Origin of the sequence: Cellulomonas sp. (assembly GCF_017744555.1) — a bacterium.
Classification (GTDB): Bacteria; Actinomycetota; Actinomycetes; order Actinomycetales; family Cellulomonadaceae; genus Cellulomonas.
This window is the reverse complement of sequence record NZ_JAGIBD010000026.1, coordinates 1-19,994: the sequence shown is the minus strand read 5'-3', so window position 1 is coordinate 19,994 and position 19,994 is coordinate 1. Positions and strand designations below refer to the sequence as shown.

Here is a 19,994-nt window from a genome sequence, read left to right as displayed (position 1 = left end):
GGGGTCAGCGCGGGTCGAGCACCTCGACCTTGTCGTCCTCCGAGCCCAGCACGGGCTCGTCGACCTCGTCGGCGTGCGGCACCGGTGCCGGGAGCGCCGCGCCCGTCGTCGCCTCCTCCTCGGCCGTCAGGCTCTCGAGCTGCTCGATGCCGGACCGGCGCCCGAGCGGCACCTCCTTGAGGAACAGGACCGCGACGAGCGAGATCAGCGCGATCGGCGCGGCGATGAGGAACAGGTCGGCGATGGAGTCGCCGAACGCCTCCTCGACGACGGTCCGGATCGGGGTCGGGAGCGTCGCCAGGTCGGGCAGCGCGCCCGAGCTGCCGAGCGCCGCCGGGTCGATGCCGAGCTTCGCGACGCCCTTGACGATGAGGTCCGTCGAGTGGTGCGCGAGCACCGCGCCGAGCGCCGAGACGCCGAGTGCGCCGCCGAGCGTCCGGAAGAACGCGACCGTCGCGGTGCCGGAGCCGACCTCCTGGATGTCCAGGGTGTTCTGCGTCGCGAGGACGAGGTTCTGCATGAGCATCCCGACGCCGACACCGAGGATCACCATGTACAGGCCGACCAGGGTGAAGCTCGTGTCGTAGTGGATCGTCCCCATGAGCACGAGGCCGACCGTGAGGATCGACGCACCGGCGATCATGAACCGCTTGTACCTGCCCGTGCGGCTGATCAGCTGCCCGCTGATGGTCGACGAGACGAGCATGCCGGCGATCATCGGGATGGTGAGCAGGCCGGACACCGTGGGCGTCTTGCCGCGGGCGAGCTGCATGTACTGGCTGAGGAACACCGACGTGCCGAACAGCGCGATGCCGACGGCGATCGACGCGACGACGGACAGCACGAGCGTGCGGTTCTTGAACAGGTGCAGCGGCAGGATCGGCTCGGCGGCCTTCGACTCGGCGAGCACGGCGAGCGCGAGCAGCACGATCGAGCCACCGACCATCGCGGCGGTCTGCCAGGACGCCCAGTCGAACTTGTCGCCCGCGAACGTGACCCACAGCAGCAGCGTCGCGATGCCCGCGGAGATGAGGAACGCGCCGAGGTAGTCGATCTTCACGGTGCGACGCGTGCGTGCGGGCAGGTGCAGCGTGCGCTGCAGCACGACGATCGCGGCGATCGCGAACGGCAGGCCGATGAAGAAGTTCCAGCGCCAGCCGAGCGCGCTGTCGGTGATGACGCCGCCGAGCAGCGGGCCGCCGACCATGCCGACGCCCATCACGGCCCCCATGAGGCCCATGTACCGGCCGCGCTCGCGCGGGCTGATGATGTCGGCGATGAGGATCGTGCCGAGCGCGGTCAGGCCGCCCGCGCCGATGCCCTGCAGGGCGCGCATCCCGATGAGCATCCCGGTGGTGTGCGACAGGCCCGCGAGGGCCGACGACAGCACCGAGATGACGAGCGCGAGCTGGATGAGCAGCTTGCGGTTGACCAGGTCGGCGAGCTTGCCCCAGATCGGGGTCGAGATCGTGGTGGTCAGCAGGGTCGCGGTGACGACCCACGTGAACGCGGACTGCGCGCCGTGCAGGTCGGTGATGATGCGCGGCAGGGACGAGGAGACGACGCTCGTCGCGAGGATCGAGACGAACATCCCGAGGAGGATGCCCGACATCGACTCGAGGATCTCGCGGTGCGTCATGGCGGGCGCGCGGCCGGTGGCGGCGTCCTGCTCGGGTGGTGCGTCGGTGGTCTGGCTCATGGGGGCTCGCTCTCGTGCTGGTGCGGACGGTGGGTGGGGGACCCGGCGTCGTCGGCAGGTCAGGTCAGGCAGGTGGGCGGGCCGGTCAGGTCAGCAGCAGCTCGCCCGTGCGCTCGTCGGCGTCCGTGCGCGCCGACATCTCGAGCGTCCCGGTGAGCCGGTCGAGCATGTCGGCGCACGCGACGACGTCGGCGGGGGACCAGTCCGCGAACAGCTCGGCCATCCGTCGGTCCGTGTCCGCACGCAGCCGGGCGGCGAGCTCCTGGCCGGCCGGGGTGAGCCGCAGCGTGCGCACGCGGCGGTCGTCGCCGGCGACCGCGCGCTCGACGTACCCCTCGGTGACGAGCGTGCTGACCTGCCGGCTCGCGACGGAGATGTCGACGTGCAGCGTGTCCGCGATGTCGCCGACCTGCATCGTGCCGCGGCGGTCGAGCATCCGGACGACCGACACCGAGCCGCGCGTGCACGGGTACTGCTTGGCCAGCAGGTAGGACGCCTCACGGACCGCACGTCCGAACCGCTCGAGGGAGCGAAGCAGCTCGCGGTGCGGGGTCTCGGTCGGGTCGCTCATCATGCTCCTTGGTTGCCTACAGCAATTACTGTACGCCCAAGAGGTTGCATGAGACAACTGCTGCAGGATGCAGGTACCAGTGGCGTCCGCCACGCGCCGGGACTCGGACGCAGGCGCGACGACGGCCCCGGCCACCCCGCGAGCGCGGGGGACCGGGGGCCGTCGAGGTCCGTCAGACAGGCGTCGCGCTGCCTCGGCGGTTGCGCTCGACCCGGATGCTCTCCATGTCCTCGAGCTGCACGCCCTTCGTCTCCGGCACCTTCCACAGCGTGAAGAAGAACGACAGCGTCGCGAAGATCGCGTACATGAGGTAGGGGATCGAGGCGCCGAACCGGTCGAGGAGCGGCGGGAACGAGATCGTGATGAGGAAGTTCGCGATCCACTGGGCCGCAGCGGCCACACCGAGCGCGGCGGCCCGGATCCGGTTCGGGAACATCTCGCCCAGCAGCACCCACACGAGCGGGCCCCACGTGGCGCCGAAGAACACGACGAACGCGTTCGCTGCGACCAGCGCGATCGTGCCCCACGAGCCCGTGAGCGTCAGGTCGTCGCCTGTGCCCGTCGACTGCGTGAACGCGATCGCCATGATCGCGAGGGACGCCGCCATGCCCGCCGACCCGATGAGCAGCAGCGGACGGCGGCCGACCTTGTCGATGAGCGCGATCGCGATGAACGTCACCGCCACGTTCGTGATCGACGTGATCGTCGAGACCATGAACGAGTCGCTCTCGTCGAAGCCGACCGCCTGCCACAGCGTGTTCGAGTAGTAGAAGATCACGTTGATCCCCACGAACTGCTGGAACACCGACAGCAGGATGCCGACCCAGACCACGGGCAGCAGCCCGCCGCCTGGCTTCCGCAGGCTCGCGTGCTGGGCGTGCTCCTTGTCCTCCGCGATCGTCTTCTTGATCTCGTCGATGCGGACCTGCGGGTCCTCGTCGGGCCCGAGGACCTCGGACAGGACGGCGTGCGCCTCGTCCTCGCGCCGCATCGAGACCAGGTAGCGGGGCGACTCGGGGATCCGGAGCGCGAGGATGCCGTACACCGTGGCGGGGATCACCGCGACGATGAACATCCACCGCCACGCCTGCAGGCCCCAGAGCTCCGCGGACGCGGCCAGCTGGCCCTCCTCGGGGTTCGTGGACGACGCGATGATCTGGTCGGACAGCAGCGCGGCGAAGATGCCGAGCGTGATCGCGAGCTGCTGCAGCGACCCGAGCCGGCCGCGCAGCGCGGCGGGTGCGATCTCGGCGATGTACGCGGGCGCGATCACGGATGCGATGCCGATGCCGAAGCCCGCCATCGTGCGCCACAGCATGAAGTCCCAGATCGAGAACGCGATGCCGGTGAGGATCGACGACACGAAGAACAGCACCGCGCCGAGGAACATGACGCGAGGCCGGCCCCAGCGGTCCGCGAGACGACCGCCCGCCCATGCGCCGACCGCGCAGCCGAGCAGGGCGATGGCGACCGCGAAGCCCTGCAGCGCCGAGCCGATGTCGAAGTGCACGCCGAACGCGTCGACCGCGCCGTTGATCACCGAGCTGTCGAAGCCGAACAGGAACCCGCCGACGGCGGCTGCCGTGGCCAGCGCGATCGCCTTCTTGTGGTGCGGGCTGCGGTACTCGCCGCCGCCGGCCGCCGCCCCCTGCGGCGACGTTGACGCGTGGGACATGATCGGCACCTCCTGGACCCCGAGCCCATCCCGGGAGATCTTCCTTACTGTGGCCCGCAGGGCATGACGACGCACGTCGAACAGGGTTTCGCGACGCACCGCCGCAGGGGGCAGGATCGTCCGGGTCGGTCCCGGAGGAGCGCGGGCCGGCACCACGCGCGAGGGTGGGACGACGGGTCCGGTCCGCGGGATGGCGGGGCGACGACGGCAGGACGGAGGGCACGATGACCGACACCGGTGAACCGCGCCGCCCGAGGCGCCCCGCGATGCTCGACCCCGCGCAGGCCGACGCGCTCCCGGGTGCGCTCGACCCCGCGCTGCGCGACGAGGTGGCGCACACGACGGCCGCCGCGCTCGTCCACCAGGGCCGCGCGAACGCCGAGCCCGACGTCGTGGCCCGGCTCGTCGCGCTCGTCGAGACCGAGGGCCTCGACATGGTCGCGGAGCTGTGGTCCGACAGCCCTGCCGACTCGCTGCCCGGCGCGCTGTGGCGGCTGTACGTGCTGCGCGAGTGGGTGCTGCGCGACCCGCGCACCGTCGCCGAGCGGTACCGGATGGGCGTGCACGCGGCGCCCGTGCACGACGCCGTCGCCGGGGTGGCCGACGCACCCGGCCCGTCCGACGTCCGAGCCGTGGCCGACGCCGTCCTGTCGGGGGTGTACGCCGGTGACCTCGCGGTCGCGCTCGAGCGGGCGGCCGCGTTCTGCCAGGTGCTCGCGACGGGCGCCGCGTTCGACGCCGACCACCTCGACGACGTCGACCCCGCCGGCGCGCTGCGCACGACCCGGGGTGCCGCGTCGCTCGTCCGGACCGCCGAGGAGCTCGCCCACGCCGCGTCGCTGTGGCGCGCCGGGCGGCTGGTCTGACGTCCCGGCTCGGCGGCCGGTGCGCGCGTGACCTGCGCCACGCCGCAGCAGCCGACGGGCCGGTCGGGCGTGCGCCCGACCGGGTGGTCCGGCCGTCCGTGATCTGCCGCACACCTGGCGCGGCACGTCGTCGGCGTATGGTGGAGGACGACGTCGGGCCGCGGTAGCCCCGGGCTCCATCTCAAGCCGCTTCGAGCGGCCTCGCGCCGAGAGGCGCTCCGCGGTCCGGCGTCGCCTCGTCTCCCGCAGTTGTGCTGCGGTTTCCCCCAGAGGTCGTCCTGGAGCCGTGCTCCGACGAGGGCGGGCCCGGCGCTCGGGTCCGTCGGAACTGACCTCGTCCGGCCGTACGGAACCGTCCACCGGGAGGTCGTCGTGCTGTCACCATGTGTCCATGTGGTCGTCGTCGGCCGTTAGGCATTACCCCGGCCGTGACCTAGCCTGATCCCCGTCCGACCCCCCCTCCACGGAGACTGCTGTGCGCCTGCGCCTCACACCGCGCGACACCACGTACTTCGACCTCTTCGCCGACTCGGCGAAGCACCTCGTCACCGGAGCGAACCTCCTCGGCGAGATGCTCGGCGCCGACCGGTCGACCCGCAAGGACATCGGCAAGAGGATCGCCGAGGCCGAGCACCTGGCCGACGAGGCGACGCACACGATCATGCGGCGGCTGAACCAGACGTTCGTCACGCCGTTCGACCGCGACGACATCTACAACCTCGCGTCGAGCCTCGACGACTGCATGGACTTCATGGACGAGGCGGCCGACCTCATCGTCCTGTACAAGGTCGACGAGCTGCCCGCGCGCGTGTCGGACCAGGTCGCCGTCCTGCAGCGCTGCGCCGAGCTCACGGCCGACGCGATGCCGCGGCTGCGCTCCATGGACTCGCTCTCCGAGTACTGGGTCGAGGTCAACCGCCTCGAGAACCAGGCGGACAAGTCGCACCGCAAGCTGCTCGCCCAGCTGTTCGACGAGATCACCGACCCGGTGCTGCTGATGAAGCTCAAGGAGATCGTCGAGAAGCTCGAGGATGCGGCCGACGCGTTCGAGAAGGTCGCGAACACCGTCGAGACCATCGCGCTCAAGGAGTCCTGAGCTCAGGTGGAGACCGCGCTCGTCGTCGTCGTCGTCCTCTTCGCGCTGGGGTTCGACTACACCAACGGCTTCCACGACGCCGCCAACGCCATCGCCACGTCGGTGTCGACGCGGGCGCTGACCCCCCGGGTCGCGCTCAGCATGGCGGCGATCATGAACTTCACCGGCGCCCTGCTCGGCACCGCCGTCGCCGAGACGATCGCGACGTCGATCGTCGACCTCAGCGACGCGCCCCCGCACCAGGCCCTCGTCGTCATCGTGTGCGCGCTCATCGGCGCGATCAGCTGGAACCTCATCACGTGGTGGTTCGGCCTGCCGTCGTCCTCCACGCACGCCCTGATCGGCGGCCTCGTCGGCGCGGGCATCGCGGGCGGCCTCGGCGTCTACTGGTCGTCGGTGTACGAGAAGGTCGTCGTCCCGATGGTCGTCTCGCCGGTCCTCGGCTTCGTGGTCGCGTTCATCATCATGGTGGGCGTCCTGTGGCTCGTCCGGAACCGGGCGCCCGGGCGCACGTACCGCCGGTTCCGCGGCGCGCAGACGGTGTCGGCGTCGGCGATGGCGCTGGGGCACGGCCTGCAGGACGCGCAGAAGACGATGGGCGTCATCTACCTCGCGCTGCTCACGGTCGGATGGGCGAACCCCGAGACCGGCATCCCGCTGTGGGTCAAGGTCTCCGCCGCCGCCGCGATCTCGGCCGGCACGTACTCGGGCGGGTGGCGGATCATGCGCACGCTCGGCCGCAAGATCATCGAGGTCGACCCGGCCCGCGGCTTCGTCGCCGAGTCCGTGTCCGCCACGATCCTGTACCTGAACGCGTTCGTGCTGCACGCGCCGGTCTCGACCACGCACACCGTGACGGCGTCGATCATGGGTGTCGGGGCGACCAAGCGGGCGTCCGCCGTCCGGTGGGGCGTCGCCGGGAACATCGCGACCGCCTGGGTCCTCACGATCCCGGCCGCCGCCCTCGTCGCGGCGATCATCTACTGGATCCTGGGCCCGATCCTCACCTGAGGCCGGTCCTCCGCTGAGACCGAGCCTCGCCTGGGAGCAGAGCGCCCGCCGCCTGCTCAGTCCTCCGGGTGGTGCGTCTCGGTCGCCACGACGCGTGGACCCTTGGGAGTTTGCGCAACGTGCGCCACGAGCACCTGCGCAGGGTGCAGGAACGGGTCGAGCCGCGGCAGCGCGTCGGCCACCGGGCGCAGCGCGTGCTGCGCGAGCACGTCGACGACCGTCGGCAGCACCGGGCGGTGCGTGCACACCACCGAGTCGGCGGGCCAGGTGAACAGCTCGGCGATCTCGGCGGCGACCTTCGCGGGCGACGACGAGTGCGCGGTCTCGGTGAGCACCGTCGACACCTCCGGCACCACACCGGAGGCCTCGACGTACGGCTGGATGGTCGAGGCGCACCGCGCCCACGCGCTCGTCACGACCTTCGAGACGCCGAACGCCGACAGGATCGGCACGAGCGCCTTCGACTGGCGGCGTCCGGCGTCGGTGAGCGGGCGGTCGAGCTCGGTGCCTTTCCAGTCGGCGCGGCGGCGGGCCGTGCCGTGCCGCGCAACGACGAGCGCACGCGTGTCGAGCCGACCCTTCACGTGGTCCTCGACGAGCGCAGCCAGCGGAGCCACGTCCTCGCGCCGGGTCAGCCGCTTCGCAGCCACCTCGACGTCGAGCCAACGCACCTGGTCGATCTCCTCGCGGGACGCCCGCGGCACGGGCGGGCGGGCCTGCAGCGCGGCCGCGTCGGGCCGTCCCGCCACCTGCGCCGCCCAGTAGTGCACGCGCTTGAGGCGCCCGTCGGCCAGGTCGTACTCCAGGCTCGGCAGCGGCATGCCGAGCACCACGTCGTGACCGGTCTCCTCGGCGACCTCGCGGGTCGCGGCCTGGACCACGGACTCGCCGGGGTCGAGCTTGCCCTTCGGCCACGACCAGTCCTTGTAGCGCGGCCGGTGCACGAGCGCGACCTGCAGCCGGCCCGTGCGGACGCGCCAGACCAGCGCACCGGCCGCCTCGACGACGGCGGGCGGACGCGCAGCCCTCACCGGCCCGTCCCGGGACGGCGGCGCTGCCGTTGGATGAGCGCCTCCTGCTGGTCGACGAGCGGGCCGTCCGGGCCGCGGCTGTGCCGGACCCAGGCGCCGTCCGACTCGAGGTGCCACGACGACGTCCCGTCGTCCATCGACTCGTCGACGAGGTCGACGATCTCCGTGACCTGGTCCGGGTCGGCGACGCGCACGAGCGCCTCGACGCGGCGGTCGAGGTTGCGGTGCATGAGGTCGGCGGAGCCGATGTAGACCTCGGTGCCCTCGAACGTCGCGTCCGGGTCGGGCACCGCGTTCGCGAACGCGAAGATCCGCGAGTGCTCGAGGAACCGGCCGAGGATCGAGCGGACCCGGATGTTCTCCGAGAGGCCCGGGACACCCGGACGCAGCGCGCAGATGCCGCGCACCACGAGGTCGACCGACACCCCCGCCTGCGACGCGCGGTACAGCGCGTCGATCACGGCCTCGTCGACCATCGAGTTGACCTTGATCTTGATCCACGCGGGCTGACCCGCGCGCGCCGCGTCCGCCTCGCGCTCGATGCGCTCGATGAGACCGGCCCGGACGCTGCGCGGGGCCACGAGCAGGCGGTGGAAGCGGGACTTCGGTGCGTACCCGGAGAGCTGGTTGAACAGCCGCGTCAGGTCCTGGCCCACCTCGGGATCGGCGGTCAGCAGGCCGAGGTCGGTGTACAGCCGGGCCGTCTTGGGGTGGTAGTTGCCGGTGCCGACGTGGCTGTAGCGGCGCAGGCCGTCCGCCTCCTGACGGACCACCAGGCTCAGCTTGCAGTGCGTCTTGAGGCCGACGATGCCGTACACGACGTGCACGCCCGCCTGCTCGAGCTTGCGCGCCCACGAGATGTTGTTCTGCTCGTCGAACCGCGCCTTGATCTCGACGAGCGCGAGCACCTGCTTGCCGGCCTCGGCGGCGTCGATGAGGGCGTCGACGATGGGGGAGTCGCCCGACGTCCGGTACAGCGTCTGCTTGATGGCCAGCACCGCGGGGTCGGCCGCGGCCTGCTCGAGGAAGGTCTGGACCGACGTCGAGAACGAGTCGTACGGGTGGTGCAGCAGGATGTCGCGCTCGCGGATCTTCGCGAACACCTCGGCCGGCTTCGCGCTCTCCACCTCGGCGAGCTGGCGGGGAGTCGTCGGGACGAAGCGCGGGAACTGCAGCTCGGCGCGGTCGAGGTCGGCGATGACGTTGAGACCGGTGTAGTCGAGCGGTGCGGGCAGCTCGTACACCTCCTCCGGGGCCATCCCGAGCTCGCGGACGAGCAGCTGGCGGATGCGGGGGCTGATGCCCTCGGCCAGCTCGAGCCGCACCGGCGGGCCGAAGCGGCGTCGCAGCAGCTCCTTCTCCATGGCCTGCAGGAGGTTCTCGGCGTCGTCCTCCTCGACCTCGACGTCCTCGTTGCGGGTGACCCGGAACGTGTGGTGCTCGATGACCTCCATGCCGGGGAAGAGGTGCTCGAGGTGCTCGGAGATGACGTCCTCGACGGGCACGAACGACATCGGGCCCTTCTCGACGGACGCGGCCTGCACGTCCGGCGCCGACGGACGCCCGCTCGCGTCGACCGCGATGAACCGGGGCAGCAGCGGCGGCACCTTCACTCGCGCGAAGTGCTCCTTGCCGGTCGACGGGTTCACCACGACCACGGCCAGGTTCAGGGACAGCCCCGAGATGTACGGGAACGGGTGCGCCGGGTCCACCGCGAGCGGAGTGAGCACCGGGAAGATCTGCCGGCGGAAGAACTTGCGCAGGCGGTCCTGCTCGCTCTCGCCCAGGTCGTCCCAGCGGACCAGCGTGATGCCGTCCGCGGCGAGCTGCGGCTGCACCTGCTCGGCGAACACGCGCGCGTGCCGGTCCTGCAGCTCGTGCGCCTTCTCGCTGATCGCCTCGAGCACCTGCCGGGGCGACAGGCCTGACGCCGCGGTCACGGCGATGCCCGTCGCGATCCGCCGCTTCAGGCCCGCGACCCGCACCATGAAGAACTCGTCCAGGTTCGACGCGAAGATCGCCAGGAACCGCACCCGCTCCAGCAGGGGGAGGTCCGGGTCCTCCGCGAGCTCCAGCACGCGCTGGTTGAACGCGAGCCAGGAGAGCTCGCGGTCGAGGAAGCGGTCGTCGGGCAGCGGTTCGAGCTCCGGTGTCGTCTTCTCGACGTCCGTGCTCGCCATGTGCTCGGCGATGTGGGCCGCGAGGGACGGGTCGATGGCTGGGGCGTCCGTCATGTGCTCATCGTGACACCTGCCGGTGAACCCTGGGTGCCCGAGCCGAACATGACGTCGGCCGACTCCTTCGTGAAGCCGAGCCGGGTGTAGGTGCGGATCGCGACCGTGTTCTCCGCGCCCGTGTAGAGGATGGCCGTGCGCAGGCCGCGCGCCGCGAGGTGGTCGAGGCCGAGCGCCGTGAGCGCGCCGCCCAGGCCGAGGCCCTGCGCGTCGGGGTCGACGCCGACGACGTAGATCTCGCCCACCGGGACCGCATGCCCGCCGCCGTCCTCGTCGGCCGCGTGCACCTTCGTCCACACCGACCCGAGCAGCGCGCCGTCCCGCTCCGCGAGCAGGAAGCCGTCGGGGTCGAACCACGGCTCGGCCTCGCGGGCGCGCAGGTCGCTCGCCGTCATCCGGCCCTGCTCCGGGTGGTGCGCGAACGCGCGCGAGTTCACGCGCCGCCACGCCTCCTCGTCCTGGCCGGGGACGAACGGGCGGGCCGTGACGCCCGCCGGCAGCGGCCGCGCCTCGCGGGGAACCGCCAGGTCGAGGCTCATCCGCCACAGCTCGCGGACCACGACCATGCCCGCGTGGCCCGCGAACGCCCGCGCGGACGGCAGGTCGCCGTGCGCCCAGACCCGCAGCGTCCGCCCCGGCACGACGGCCGTCTCCGACCTGAGCCGTTCCAGCAGGCGCGAGCCGATACCGGTGCGCCGGTGGACCGGGTCCACGACGAGCTCCGCGGACGCCGAGGTCGCGGCGCCGACGTCGGCCTGCGCGTACCCGACGAGCTGCCCCGAGGCGTCCGTCGCGCGCACGTGCACCGCCGACGCCTCGGGGTCGGTGAGCCACAGCAGCGGCTGCTCCGACAAGGGGGCGACGCCGTCCGCGGCGGCCGTGCGCGCCGCGAGGGCACGCACGCCGTCGGCGGTCGTCGCGTCGAGCGGTCCCGCGGTCGCCGCCACCGTGACCTGCGCAGTCGTCTCGTCCGGCATGGGCCCATCCCACCATGCGCGCCTGCTCCTGCCGAGGCCTTCGTCCGGTCGGGCGTCGTCCGGGCCGACCGGCCCTGCACCGCCCGGACAGCAGGTACGTTGGGTCGGTCATGGACGCTTCCCCGATCACCCAGCGCGCGGGTGAGGGGACCCCGCTGACGCGGCGGGAGCGGCGGCGGGCCGAGGAGCTGGCGGTCACGCAGCGCAGCCGCGACGCCCGGCTCCCCCTGCCGCCGGCGCGGGACGAGACCGAGACCCGCGTGCTGCCCGCCGTGCCGGCGGCGCCGGACGCGGCGGAGGCGCCGGGCACGGTCGAGATGCCGGATGCGGTCGAGACGCCGGATGCGGTCGAGACGCCGGATGCGGTCGAGACGCCGGACACCGTCGAGATGTCGGACACTGTCGTGACGCCGGACGCGGCGGACGAGGCGTCGATCGTCGCTGCACCCGAGCCGGCGTCGACGGGCGGCCGTGCGGCACGGCGCCGGGCCGCGGCGTCGAGCACGTCGTCCGCGGCGGGTCCCGGCGGCGAGGTCGTCGAGGTCGACGTGGTCGTGATCGGTGCGGGCCAGGCCGGGCTCGCGGCCGCATACCACCTGCGTCGGCGCGGCCTCGTCGCGGTCGGTGAGCGCGGCTGGGAGCGCGCCGGTGCGTCGTTCGTCGTGCTCGACGACGCGCCGCAGCCCGGTGGGGCCTGGCAGCACCGGTGGCCGACGCTGACGATGGCGGACGCGCACGGCATCCACGACCTGCCCGGCCTGCCGCTCGTCGTCCCCGACCCGAGCGAACCGGCCGCGATGGGCGTGCCCTACTACTTCGCGCAGTACGAGGGCGAGTTCGACCTGCACGTGCAGCGGCCCGTGCGGGTCAGCCGTGTCGAGCCGGGGCCGGGCGGGCGGCTGCTCGTGAGGTCGCACGGCGTCGACCGGCCGGACGAGCCCGTCGTCTGGAGCGCACGCGGCCTCATCAACGCGTCCGGCACGTGGGGCAAACCGTTCTGGCCGTCGTACCCGGGGCGCGGCACGTTCCGCGGGCGGCAGCTGCACACGCACGACTACCGCGGGGCCGGCGAGCTCGCCGACGGGCACGTGGTGGTGGTCGGGGGCGGCACGTCGGCCGTCCAGCTGCTGCTCGAGCTCGCGCGCGTCACCACCACGACGTGGGTCACGCGGAGGCCCCCGGCCTGGCGCGACGAGGAGTTCACGCCCGAGGTCGGGCGGGAGGCGGTCGCGCTCGTCGAGGAGCGGACCCGTGCGGGATTGCCGCCGCAGAGCATCGTGTCCGTCACGGGGTTGCCGCTGACGGACGCGTACCGCAGGGGCATCGCCGACGGGGTGCTCGTCGCGCGGCCGGTGTTCGACCGGATCGACCCCGACGGCGTGACGTGGACGGAGGCGGTGCCCGCGCTCGACGGGTGGGTCGACGGGCCGTCGCACGTCGAGGCGCGGACGATCCTGTGGTGCACGGGCTTCCGCCCGTCGCTCGACCACCTCGGCCCCCTGCGTCTGCGCGGCGGTGGCGGCGGGATCGTCATGGACGGGACGCAGGTCGTGGCCGACCCGCGGGTGCAGCTCGTCGGGTACGGCCCCAGCGCGTCGACCGTGGGGGCGACGCGCGCCGGCCGCGAGGCCGTGCGGAACCTGCGCCGGCTGCTCGGGCTGTAGGGGCGCCGAGGTCCGACGTGGACCCCGGCGCCCCGTCGCGTCAGCTGCAGCTGACCGCCACGGTGCCGGTCGGCGCGCTGCCGCCGGCGACGAAGCCGTACTCGGTGCTCGCGCCGGCGCCGAGCAGCCCGTTCCAGGCGGCGTTGGTGACCGTGACGTTCGAGCCCGACGAGGTGTAGGTGCCGGACCAGCCGGACTGGATGGTGCCGCCCGAGGGGAGCGTGAACGCCGTCGACCAGGAGCTGATCATCGCGCTGCCGGCCTTGACCGTGACCGAGGCCTGGTAGCCGCCCGGCCACGAGTTGAGGACCTTGAACGACGCGGTGCACCGCGCGCCCGGGGTCGTCGTCGAGGTCGGGGTGGGGGTCGGCGTGACCGTCGGTGTGGGCGTCGGCGTCGGGGTGACCGTGGGCGTCGGGGTCGGCGTGGGCTGGACGCCGCCGTAGATCTTCGCCGTCACGGCCGTCGCCTTGATGCCGTTCGCGCCGTCGAAGATGCGTGTGCCCCACGACGTCTTCTGCGCCGGGTTGAACCCCGTCACCATGTCGAGGTACTCGACGCCCCCGCCGTTGCCCGACCACGACCAGCCGTAGTAGCCGATGCCACGCTTGACGGCCTCGGACATGATCGTGTCCTCGTCGGGGTCGCCGTCGGAGTGCATGTTGCCGAACTCGCCGATCACGAGCGGCAGGTTCTTCGCCTTGAACGCGTCGAGGTACGCCGTGATCGTCGAGGCGTTGTTGTACACGCCGTACATGTGCACCGAGAACAGCGTGTTCGCGTCGGGGTCGGCGGCGGCCACCGTCGCGGCGTTGTCGCGCATGATGCCGGCCCAGTCCTGACCCCACGACGGCGCGTCGACGACGATGTTGTGGTGCAGCCCGGCCGCCCGGAGCTTCTTGACGGCCGCCGACGTGTCCGCCGCCCAGCCCGCGTTGACCGACGCCGTGTTGCCGTAGGGCTCGTTGCCGATGTTGATCTGGACGTAGTCCTCCTGCCCCTTGAGGACCGACGCGAGGCTCACCCAGTAGTTCGCCGCCGTGTCGAGCGTGACGGCGCCGCTCTGCTCGCCGTAGCCCGTGGTGTCGTGGTCCTCGAGCATGCAGATGAGCTTGTTGGCCTTGCAGAGGCTGATGATGTTGGCGACGTCCGTCGCGTCGTTCTTCGTCCACCGGTCGCCGCCCGACAGGACGACGCGCAGCGCGTTGGCGCCCGCGGCGCGGATGGCGGGGATCGCCGTCGCCGTCTGGGACGTGTACCAGGTGTGCGCGTGGCTGACCCCCCGGGCGACGAACGGCGTGCCGTCCTTCTCCAGGAGCTGGGTGCCGGACACGTGCAGGCCCGGCGGGGTGGCGGCGTCCGCCGCGGTCGGCACGAGCGACGCCGCGCCGAGTGCGACGACCGCGGACGCCACCGCGGCGGCGGACAGCAGGGGAAGTCGAGACCTCATGAACATCCTCGTTCCTGGGTTTCGGGCGGTCGCGGGCGCGCGACGGCCTCGAGGCTTCTCGCGGGATGCACCCGCCCGCCGTTCCGCCGGCCGGTCGACGGGCGGGTGCGCGGGTCACACAACCAGAGCGGGTAGACGCCCTCCATCGCCTAAACGCTTCGCCGTGGTTGACGTCCGGAACCGGTTCGACGCAGGTGCCGTCAGCCGTGCTGCGACGCGAAGACGAGCGCGAACGGGGCCGCGGCACGGGCCATGTGCCACGTGTGGCCCGCGCCCGGCTCGGTGCGGCTCTCGACGTCCTGCCCGCGCGCGACCAGCAGGTCCGCGAGGCTCCGCGCACGCGTCTCCTCGTCAGGCATCCGCCCGGCGGAGTCGAGGAACACGGCGATCCGATGGGGGAGCGGCACGGTCGGGAGGTACCGCGACGGCGCGTGCGCCGCCCATGCGGCTCCGCCGCCGAGCATCGTGCGACCGCCCGACCCCGGGTCGCCGTACGGGCCGATCGCCAGGATCGTGCCGAACAGGTCCGGGTGGCGCAGCCCCTGGTCGAGCGCGCAGAACGCGCCGGACGAGAAGCCGCCGACCGTGCGGTGCCGCCAGTCGGCGCGCGTCGCGTAGTGCGCGTCGACCCACGGCACGAGGACGTCGTCCAGGTAGGTCTCCACCTGGGAGCCCCCGTGCGCCGAGTTCAGGCACTCGGTGTCGCGCCCGCCCCGCCCGACGCCGTTGACGTCGGGCGCGATCACGATCATCGGCCGGACCAGGTGGTGCGCCAGCAGGACGTCCATCACGCGCGGCACCTGCCCCGCCGCGAACCAGTCGCCCGAGCGTCCCGGGGAGCCGTGCACCAGGTAGACGACCGGGTATCGGCGCGTGCCCTGCGGGTCGTAGCCCGGTGGCGTGTACACCCAGGTGAGCGACGGTGGCATGCGCAGGTCGCGGTCGACCGGGACGCGGACGGCCCGGACGGCGCCCGTCCCGGCACCGGCCGCCCGCGCGGAGGGCTTGCCGTGGGCCAGGTGCGGAGGCGGCAGCAGTCCCCAGCTCGACAGCGTCGTGCGGGCCGCCGACACGTCGGGCACGTAGCCGACCACGCAGTTGACGGCGAGCAGCGACATGAGGGCTCCGGTCGCCGCGACGGTCGACCACAGCGGCCAGGTCCGGGCCCGGAGCGGCGCGCGCCGACGGCGCACCGCGGCCAGCGCCGTCGCGACCGCGAGCAGCCCCAGGGCGACGACCGTCCACCAGGAGCTCAGGGCGTCGCCGCCACCTGCGAGCTCGCGCAGGACGGACGCCGGAACCGTGTCGGGCACCTCGGCATCGTCCACCGGCCACCTGGGACGCCACCTGCACGAAGCCTGACGGTTCCCTGGGAGCACTCCCAGCGAGACGCGGCACACTCGCCCGCGTGACCGCCGTCCCGCAGATGCGCACGCCGGTCGACCCGCTCCCCGCGCGGCGCCGACGCGAGCGCGTCCGCACGGGTGCCGCGACCGGCGTGGCCGTGCTGGCCGTCGTCGGGCTGCTCTCGGCCGTCTCACCGCCGCTGCGGCGACGGCTCGACGTGCTGCTCGACGTCCTCCCCGAGACCGTGCCGCCGACGGCGGCCACCACGCTGGTGCTCGTCTCGGTCGGGCTGCTGCTCATGGCCCGCGGGCTGCGACGTGGGCAGCGGCTCGCGTGGCTCGGCACGCTGGTCCTGCTCGGCGTCTCCGCGGTGCTGCACCTCGTCAAGGGCCTCGACGTGGAGGAGGCCGTGCTGGTCGCCGTCGCGACCGGGTGGCTGGCGTCCCAGCGGACGGTGTTCTCGGTGCTGCCGACCCGGGCGGCGGTGCGCCGGGCGCTCGTGCTCGGGGTGTCGGGCGGTGCGCTGGCCGTGCTGACCGCGCGCGCGCTCACGGCCGCCGTGCCGCTGCGTCACATGCACCGCGCGGAACAGCTGCTCACGCCCATGTCGCTCGCGGCCGCCGCCGGGCTCGCCGTCGCCGGTGCCTGGGTGCTGCTGTCGCCTCGCCACCCGCACCGGCTCACCCCGGTCGAGCACCGAGAGGAGCGGGAGCGGGCGCGCGCGATCGTCGAGGAGCACGGCAGCGGGACGCTCGACTGGTTCGCGCTGCGCGACGACAAGGACTGGTTCTTCACCGGCCGATCGGTCGTCGCGCACGCCGTACGGGGTGGCGTCTGCCTCGTCTCGCCCGACCCGATCGGGCCCGCCGACGAGCGCACCGAGGTCTGGGCCGAGTTCCTCGAGCACGTCGAGAGCCACGGCTGGTCCGTCGCCGTGCTCGGCGCGCAGCCCGACCGGCTCGCGCTGTACGAGGCGAGCGGGCTGCGGACGGTGTACCTGGGCGACGAGGCCGTCGTCGACTGCACGCGCTTCACGCTCGACGGCGCGGCCCGCAAGTCGCTGCGGCAGGCCGTCGGACGCGTCGCGCGCAGCGGGTACACCACGACGTTCCACGACCCCGCGCACCTCGACAGCCGGCTCCGGGCCGAGCTCGAGGCGCTGCGCGGCGGCAGCCGGCGCGGGCAGGACGAGCGCGGGTTCTCGATGACGCTCTCGAGGCTCTTCGACCCCGACGACCGGGGCCTGCTGCTCAGCGTCACCGCGAACGCCGACGGCCGCCCCGACGCGTTCATCCACTGGGTGCCCGCGCCGGGGATCGACGGGTGGTCGCTCGACGTCATGCGGCGACGCGTCGGGCCGGACGTGCCGAACGGGGTCGTCGACGCGTGCGTCGTCGCGACCGTCGACGAGGTGCTGCGTCGGGGCGGCCGGTCGCTCAGCCTCAACTTCGCGCCCATGCGCAGCCGGCTCGACGGTGACGCGGCCGGTGGCGCGCTCGCCGACCTCACGCGCCCCCTGCTCCAGCAGCTCTCGCACCGCACCCAGATGTCGAGCCTCGCGTCGTTCAACGACAAGTTCGGGCCGCGGTGGGAGCCCCGGTACGTGGTGCTCGACGCCGTGGAGTTCGTCGCCGCCCAGGGTCTCGTCATGGCCGACGCCGAGGGCGTCACCGAGCTGCCGGTCGTCGGGCGGTTCATGGGCGGCGCGCGGCGGCGCTGAACGACGAGGGCCCCCGGACCTGTGCGGTCGGGGACCCTCGTCGTCGTCGGTGTCAGTCCTCCGAGGACGCCGCCGACCCGGCCGCGAGACCGGACGCGATGAGGTCCATGACCGACGCGTCCGCGAGCGTGGTCGCGTCGCCGACCTGCCGGTGCTCGGCCACGTCGCGCAGCAGGCGGCGCATGATCTTGCCGGACCGCGTCTTCGGGAGCTCCGCGACCACCAGGATCTGCCGCGGCTTGGCGATCGGGCCGATCTCCTTCGCGACGTGGTCGCGCAGCTCCTTCTGCACGTCCTCGCCGGACCGGTCGGCGCCACCGCCGCCGCCGCGCAGGATGACGAACGCGACGACGGCCTGCCCGGTCGTGTCGTCGGACGCCCCCACGACGGCCGCCTCGGCGACCCACGGGTGCGAGACCAGCGCCGACTCGATCTCGGTGGTGGAGAGCCGGTGGCCGGACACGTTCATGACGTCGTCGACGCGGCCGAGCAGCCAGATGTCGCCGTCGTCGTCCTTCTTGGCGCCGTCGCCCGCGAAGTACAGGCCCTCGAACCTCGACCAGTACGTGTCCTTGTACCGCTGCTGGTCGCCCCAGATGCCACGCAGCATCGACGGCCACGGCTCCGTGAGCACGAGGTAGCCGCCGCCGCCGTTCGGCACCGGGTGGGCCTCGTCGTCGACCACGTCGGCCGCGATGCCGGGCAGCGGCACCTGCGCTGAACCGGGCTTCGTCTCGGTGACGCCCGGCAGCGGGCTGATCATGATCGCGCCCGTCTCCGTCTGCCACCACGTGTCGACGATCGGCGTGCGGTCGCCGCCGATGACCCGGCGGTACCACATCCACGCCTCGGGGTTGATCGGCTCACCGACCGAGCCGAGCACCCGCAGCGACGACAGGTCGAACTGGGCCGGGATCTCCTCGCCCCACTTCATGCAGGTGCGGATCGCGGTCGGCGCGGTGTAGAGGATCGTCACGCCGTACTTCTGGATGATCTCCCACCAGCGGCCCCGGTGCGGGGTGTCCGGCGTGCCCTCGTAGATGACCTGCGTGGCGCCGTTGACCAGCGGACCGTAGACGACGTACGTGTGCCCGGTGACCCAGCCGATGTCGGCGGTGCACCAGTAGACGTCCGTCTCGGGCTTGAGGTCGAACACCGTGCGGTGCGTGTACGCGGCCTGCGTGAGGTAGCCGCCCGTCGTGTGGAAGATGCCCTTCGGCTTCCCCGTGGTGCCCGACGTGTACAGGATGAACAGCGGGTGCTCCGCCTCGAGGTCGACCGGCGTGTGCTGGTCGGAGGCCGAGTCGACCGCGTCGGACCACCACACGTCGCGGCCCTCGGTCCACGCGACGTCCTGCCCGGTGCGCTTGACGACGAGCACCTTCTCGACGGACGGCGTGCCCTTCGCGATCGCCTCGTCGACGGCGGGCTTGAGCGCGGACGGCGCACCGCGGCGGTAGCCGCCGTCGGCGGTCACGACGACCTTCGCCTCGGCGTCGTTGATGCGCGAGCTCAGCGCCTCGGCCGAGAACCCCCCGAACACCACGGAGTGCGGCGCACCGATCCGGGCGCACGCGAGCATCGTGACGACCGCCTCGGGGATGAGCGGCAGGTAGATCGCGACCCGGTCGCCCGTGCCGACGCCCAGCGCCTCGAGCGCGTTCGCGGCCTTCGACACCTCGCGCTGCAGGTCCGCGTACGTGATCGTGCGGGTGTCGCCGCCCTCGCCCTCGAAGTGCAGCGCGACGCGGTCGCCGCGGCCCGCCTCGACGTGCCGGTCGACCGCGTTGTACGCCGCGTTGAGCGTGCCGTCGGCGAACCATCGCGCCACGGGCGCACCCGACCAGTCCAGGGTCTCCGAGAACGGCGTCGACCAGTCGAGCAGCTCGCGGGCCTGGTCGGCCCAGAAGCCGACCCTGTCGGCGGCCGCCCACGCGTACAGGTCGCTCTGCGCGTTCGCCTGCGCGGCGAACTCCGCGGACGGGGGGAAACGGCGGTTCTCGGAGAGCAGGTTCTCGAGTCCGCCGGCGGCCTCGGGACTGGGGATGGTGGTGTCGGTCACGTGCGACCCTCCTGTGCAACGACGTCGGTGCGGGCAGGTCGGGGGAGCGACCCGACCCGGCATCGCACTCTAGCCGGACGGGTGACGGGCCTCACACGGGTGCCCGCGACGGCCACGTCAGAGGCGGTGACGCTCGCGGAAGGCCCCGAGTCGCACGCCGGAACGGCGGGCCAGCGCCGCGACGAGCCCCGCCATCAGCAGCAGGAACCCCGCGACGATGAGCGTGCCCGACGTGCCTGCGACCGTCACCTGCGTGACCGTCAGGCGCCAGCCCGACGACGACAGGACGTTCAGCGTCTGCTCACGCGCGAGCGCTGGCGCATACAGGTACACCGCCCCGACGAGCGTGAGGAACCCGCCCCCCGTGAGCGGCACCGCGGGCGTCCAGAGGCCGAGCAGGACCACGACCGCGAGCAGCAGCAGACCCAGCGTGACGAGGACGATGCCGAGCACCTCGGTCGACCCGTCCCAGCCGTCGACCTGCGCCGCGAGGATCCGCGACTGGCCGAGCAGCGTGATCGCGATCCCGATCGGCGCGAGCACCAGGCCCACGACCACGCCGAGCACGTGCGCGCCGACGCTCGTGCTGCG

General features: G+C 72.8%; 15 protein-coding genes. 5 read left to right on the top strand and 10 right to left on the bottom strand.

Annotated features, from left to right (window positions below):
• Positions 1-4: 4 nt before the first annotated feature.
• From J7523_RS15315 to J7523_RS15305, 3 genes are all read right to left on the bottom strand, one after another.
• Complete coding sequence (locus J7523_RS15315) at positions 5-1,699, bottom strand: MDR family MFS transporter (protein ID WP_291888426.1); 1,695 nt, start codon at positions 1,697-1,699, stop codon at positions 5-7.
• An 85-nt stretch (positions 1,700-1,784) separates the two neighbouring features.
• Positions 1,785-2,270 (bottom strand): MarR family transcriptional regulator, encoded by a 486-nt coding sequence (locus J7523_RS15310; RefSeq protein WP_291888423.1) that lies wholly within the window; start codon positions 2,268-2,270, stop codon positions 1,785-1,787.
• 172 nt (positions 2,271-2,442) lie between these two features.
• The gene (locus J7523_RS15305; RefSeq protein ID WP_291888420.1) at positions 2,443-3,945 is read right to left on the bottom strand and encodes a sugar porter family MFS transporter; all 1,503 of its coding nucleotides are present in this window, start codon (positions 3,943-3,945) and stop codon (positions 2,443-2,445) included.
• Between the two features lie 266 nt (positions 3,946-4,211).
• Here J7523_RS15305 and J7523_RS15300 point away from each other — a divergent pair, with 266 nt between their 5' ends.
• The 3 genes from J7523_RS15300 to J7523_RS15290 all read left to right on the top strand — a co-directional run bounded on the left by J7523_RS15300 (position 4,212) and on the right by J7523_RS15290 (position 6,918).
• Positions 4,212-4,811 carry a hypothetical protein gene (locus tag J7523_RS15300; RefSeq protein WP_291888500.1) on the top strand — a complete coding sequence of 200 codons (600 nt, stop codon included), beginning with the start codon at positions 4,212-4,214 and terminating at the stop codon, positions 4,809-4,811.
• Positions 4,812-5,286: 475 nt separating this feature from the next.
• Complete coding sequence (locus tag J7523_RS15295; protein WP_291888417.1) at positions 5,287-5,907, top strand: DUF47 family protein; 621 nt, start codon at positions 5,287-5,289, stop codon at positions 5,905-5,907.
• A 6-nt stretch (positions 5,908-5,913) separates the two neighbouring features.
• Entirely contained in the window at positions 5,914-6,918 is a 1,005-nt protein-coding gene (locus J7523_RS15290; RefSeq protein ID WP_291888414.1) for an inorganic phosphate transporter, read from the top strand.
• Positions 6,919-6,974: 56 nt separating this feature from the next.
• On the opposite strand, the gene J7523_RS15285 is transcribed toward J7523_RS15290, so the two are convergent.
• From J7523_RS15285 to mshD, 3 genes are read right to left on the bottom strand one after another with little or no spacing between them, the layout of a single operon-like run.
• Positions 6,975-7,949 carry an NUDIX hydrolase gene (locus J7523_RS15285; RefSeq protein ID WP_291888412.1) on the bottom strand — a complete coding sequence of 325 codons (975 nt, stop codon included), beginning with the start codon at positions 7,947-7,949 and terminating at the stop codon, positions 6,975-6,977.
• Entirely contained in the window at positions 7,946-10,183 is a 2,238-nt protein-coding gene (locus J7523_RS15280) for an RNA degradosome polyphosphate kinase (RefSeq protein ID WP_291888409.1), read from the bottom strand. The genes J7523_RS15285 and J7523_RS15280 overlap by 4 nt, the downstream gene beginning before the upstream one ends.
• Positions 10,180-11,160 (bottom strand): mycothiol synthase, encoded by a 981-nt coding sequence (gene mshD, locus J7523_RS15275; protein WP_291888407.1) that lies wholly within the window; start codon positions 11,158-11,160, stop codon positions 10,180-10,182. The genes J7523_RS15280 and mshD overlap by 4 nt, the downstream gene beginning before the upstream one ends.
• A gap of 110 nt (positions 11,161-11,270) precedes the next feature.
• Between mshD and J7523_RS15270 the strand changes: the two genes are divergently transcribed.
• On the top strand, positions 11,271-12,824 hold the full coding sequence (locus J7523_RS15270) for an NAD(P)-binding domain-containing protein (protein ID WP_363267113.1): 1,554 nt from the start codon (positions 11,271-11,273) through the stop codon (positions 12,822-12,824).
• Between the two features lie 40 nt (positions 12,825-12,864).
• Here the strand turns inward: J7523_RS15270 and J7523_RS15265 are convergent, their stop codons facing one another.
• A complete protein-coding gene (locus J7523_RS15265) occupies positions 12,865-14,274 on the bottom strand; it encodes a cellulase family glycosylhydrolase (RefSeq protein WP_291888404.1) in 1,410 nt (469 codons plus the stop codon).
• Between the two features lie 200 nt (positions 14,275-14,474).
• On the bottom strand, positions 14,475-15,587 hold the full coding sequence (locus J7523_RS15260; protein WP_291888402.1) for an alpha/beta hydrolase-fold protein: 1,113 nt from the start codon (positions 15,585-15,587) through the stop codon (positions 14,475-14,477).
• Positions 15,588-15,682: 95 nt separating this feature from the next.
• Here J7523_RS15260 and J7523_RS15255 point away from each other — a divergent pair, with 95 nt between their 5' ends.
• Positions 15,683-17,341 (top strand): phosphatidylglycerol lysyltransferase domain-containing protein, encoded by a 1,659-nt coding sequence (locus J7523_RS15255; protein ID WP_291888399.1) that lies wholly within the window; start codon positions 15,683-15,685, stop codon positions 17,339-17,341.
• A 52-nt stretch (positions 17,342-17,393) separates the two neighbouring features.
• Here J7523_RS15255 and acs read toward each other — a convergent pair whose 3' ends face one another.
• Entirely contained in the window at positions 17,394-19,403 is a 2,010-nt protein-coding gene (gene acs, locus J7523_RS15250; protein WP_291888396.1) for an acetate--CoA ligase, read from the bottom strand.
• Positions 19,404-19,520: 117 nt separating this feature from the next.
• A partial coding sequence (locus J7523_RS15245; protein ID WP_291888393.1) for a hypothetical protein occupies positions 19,521-19,994 on the bottom strand: 474 nt, incomplete at its 5' end.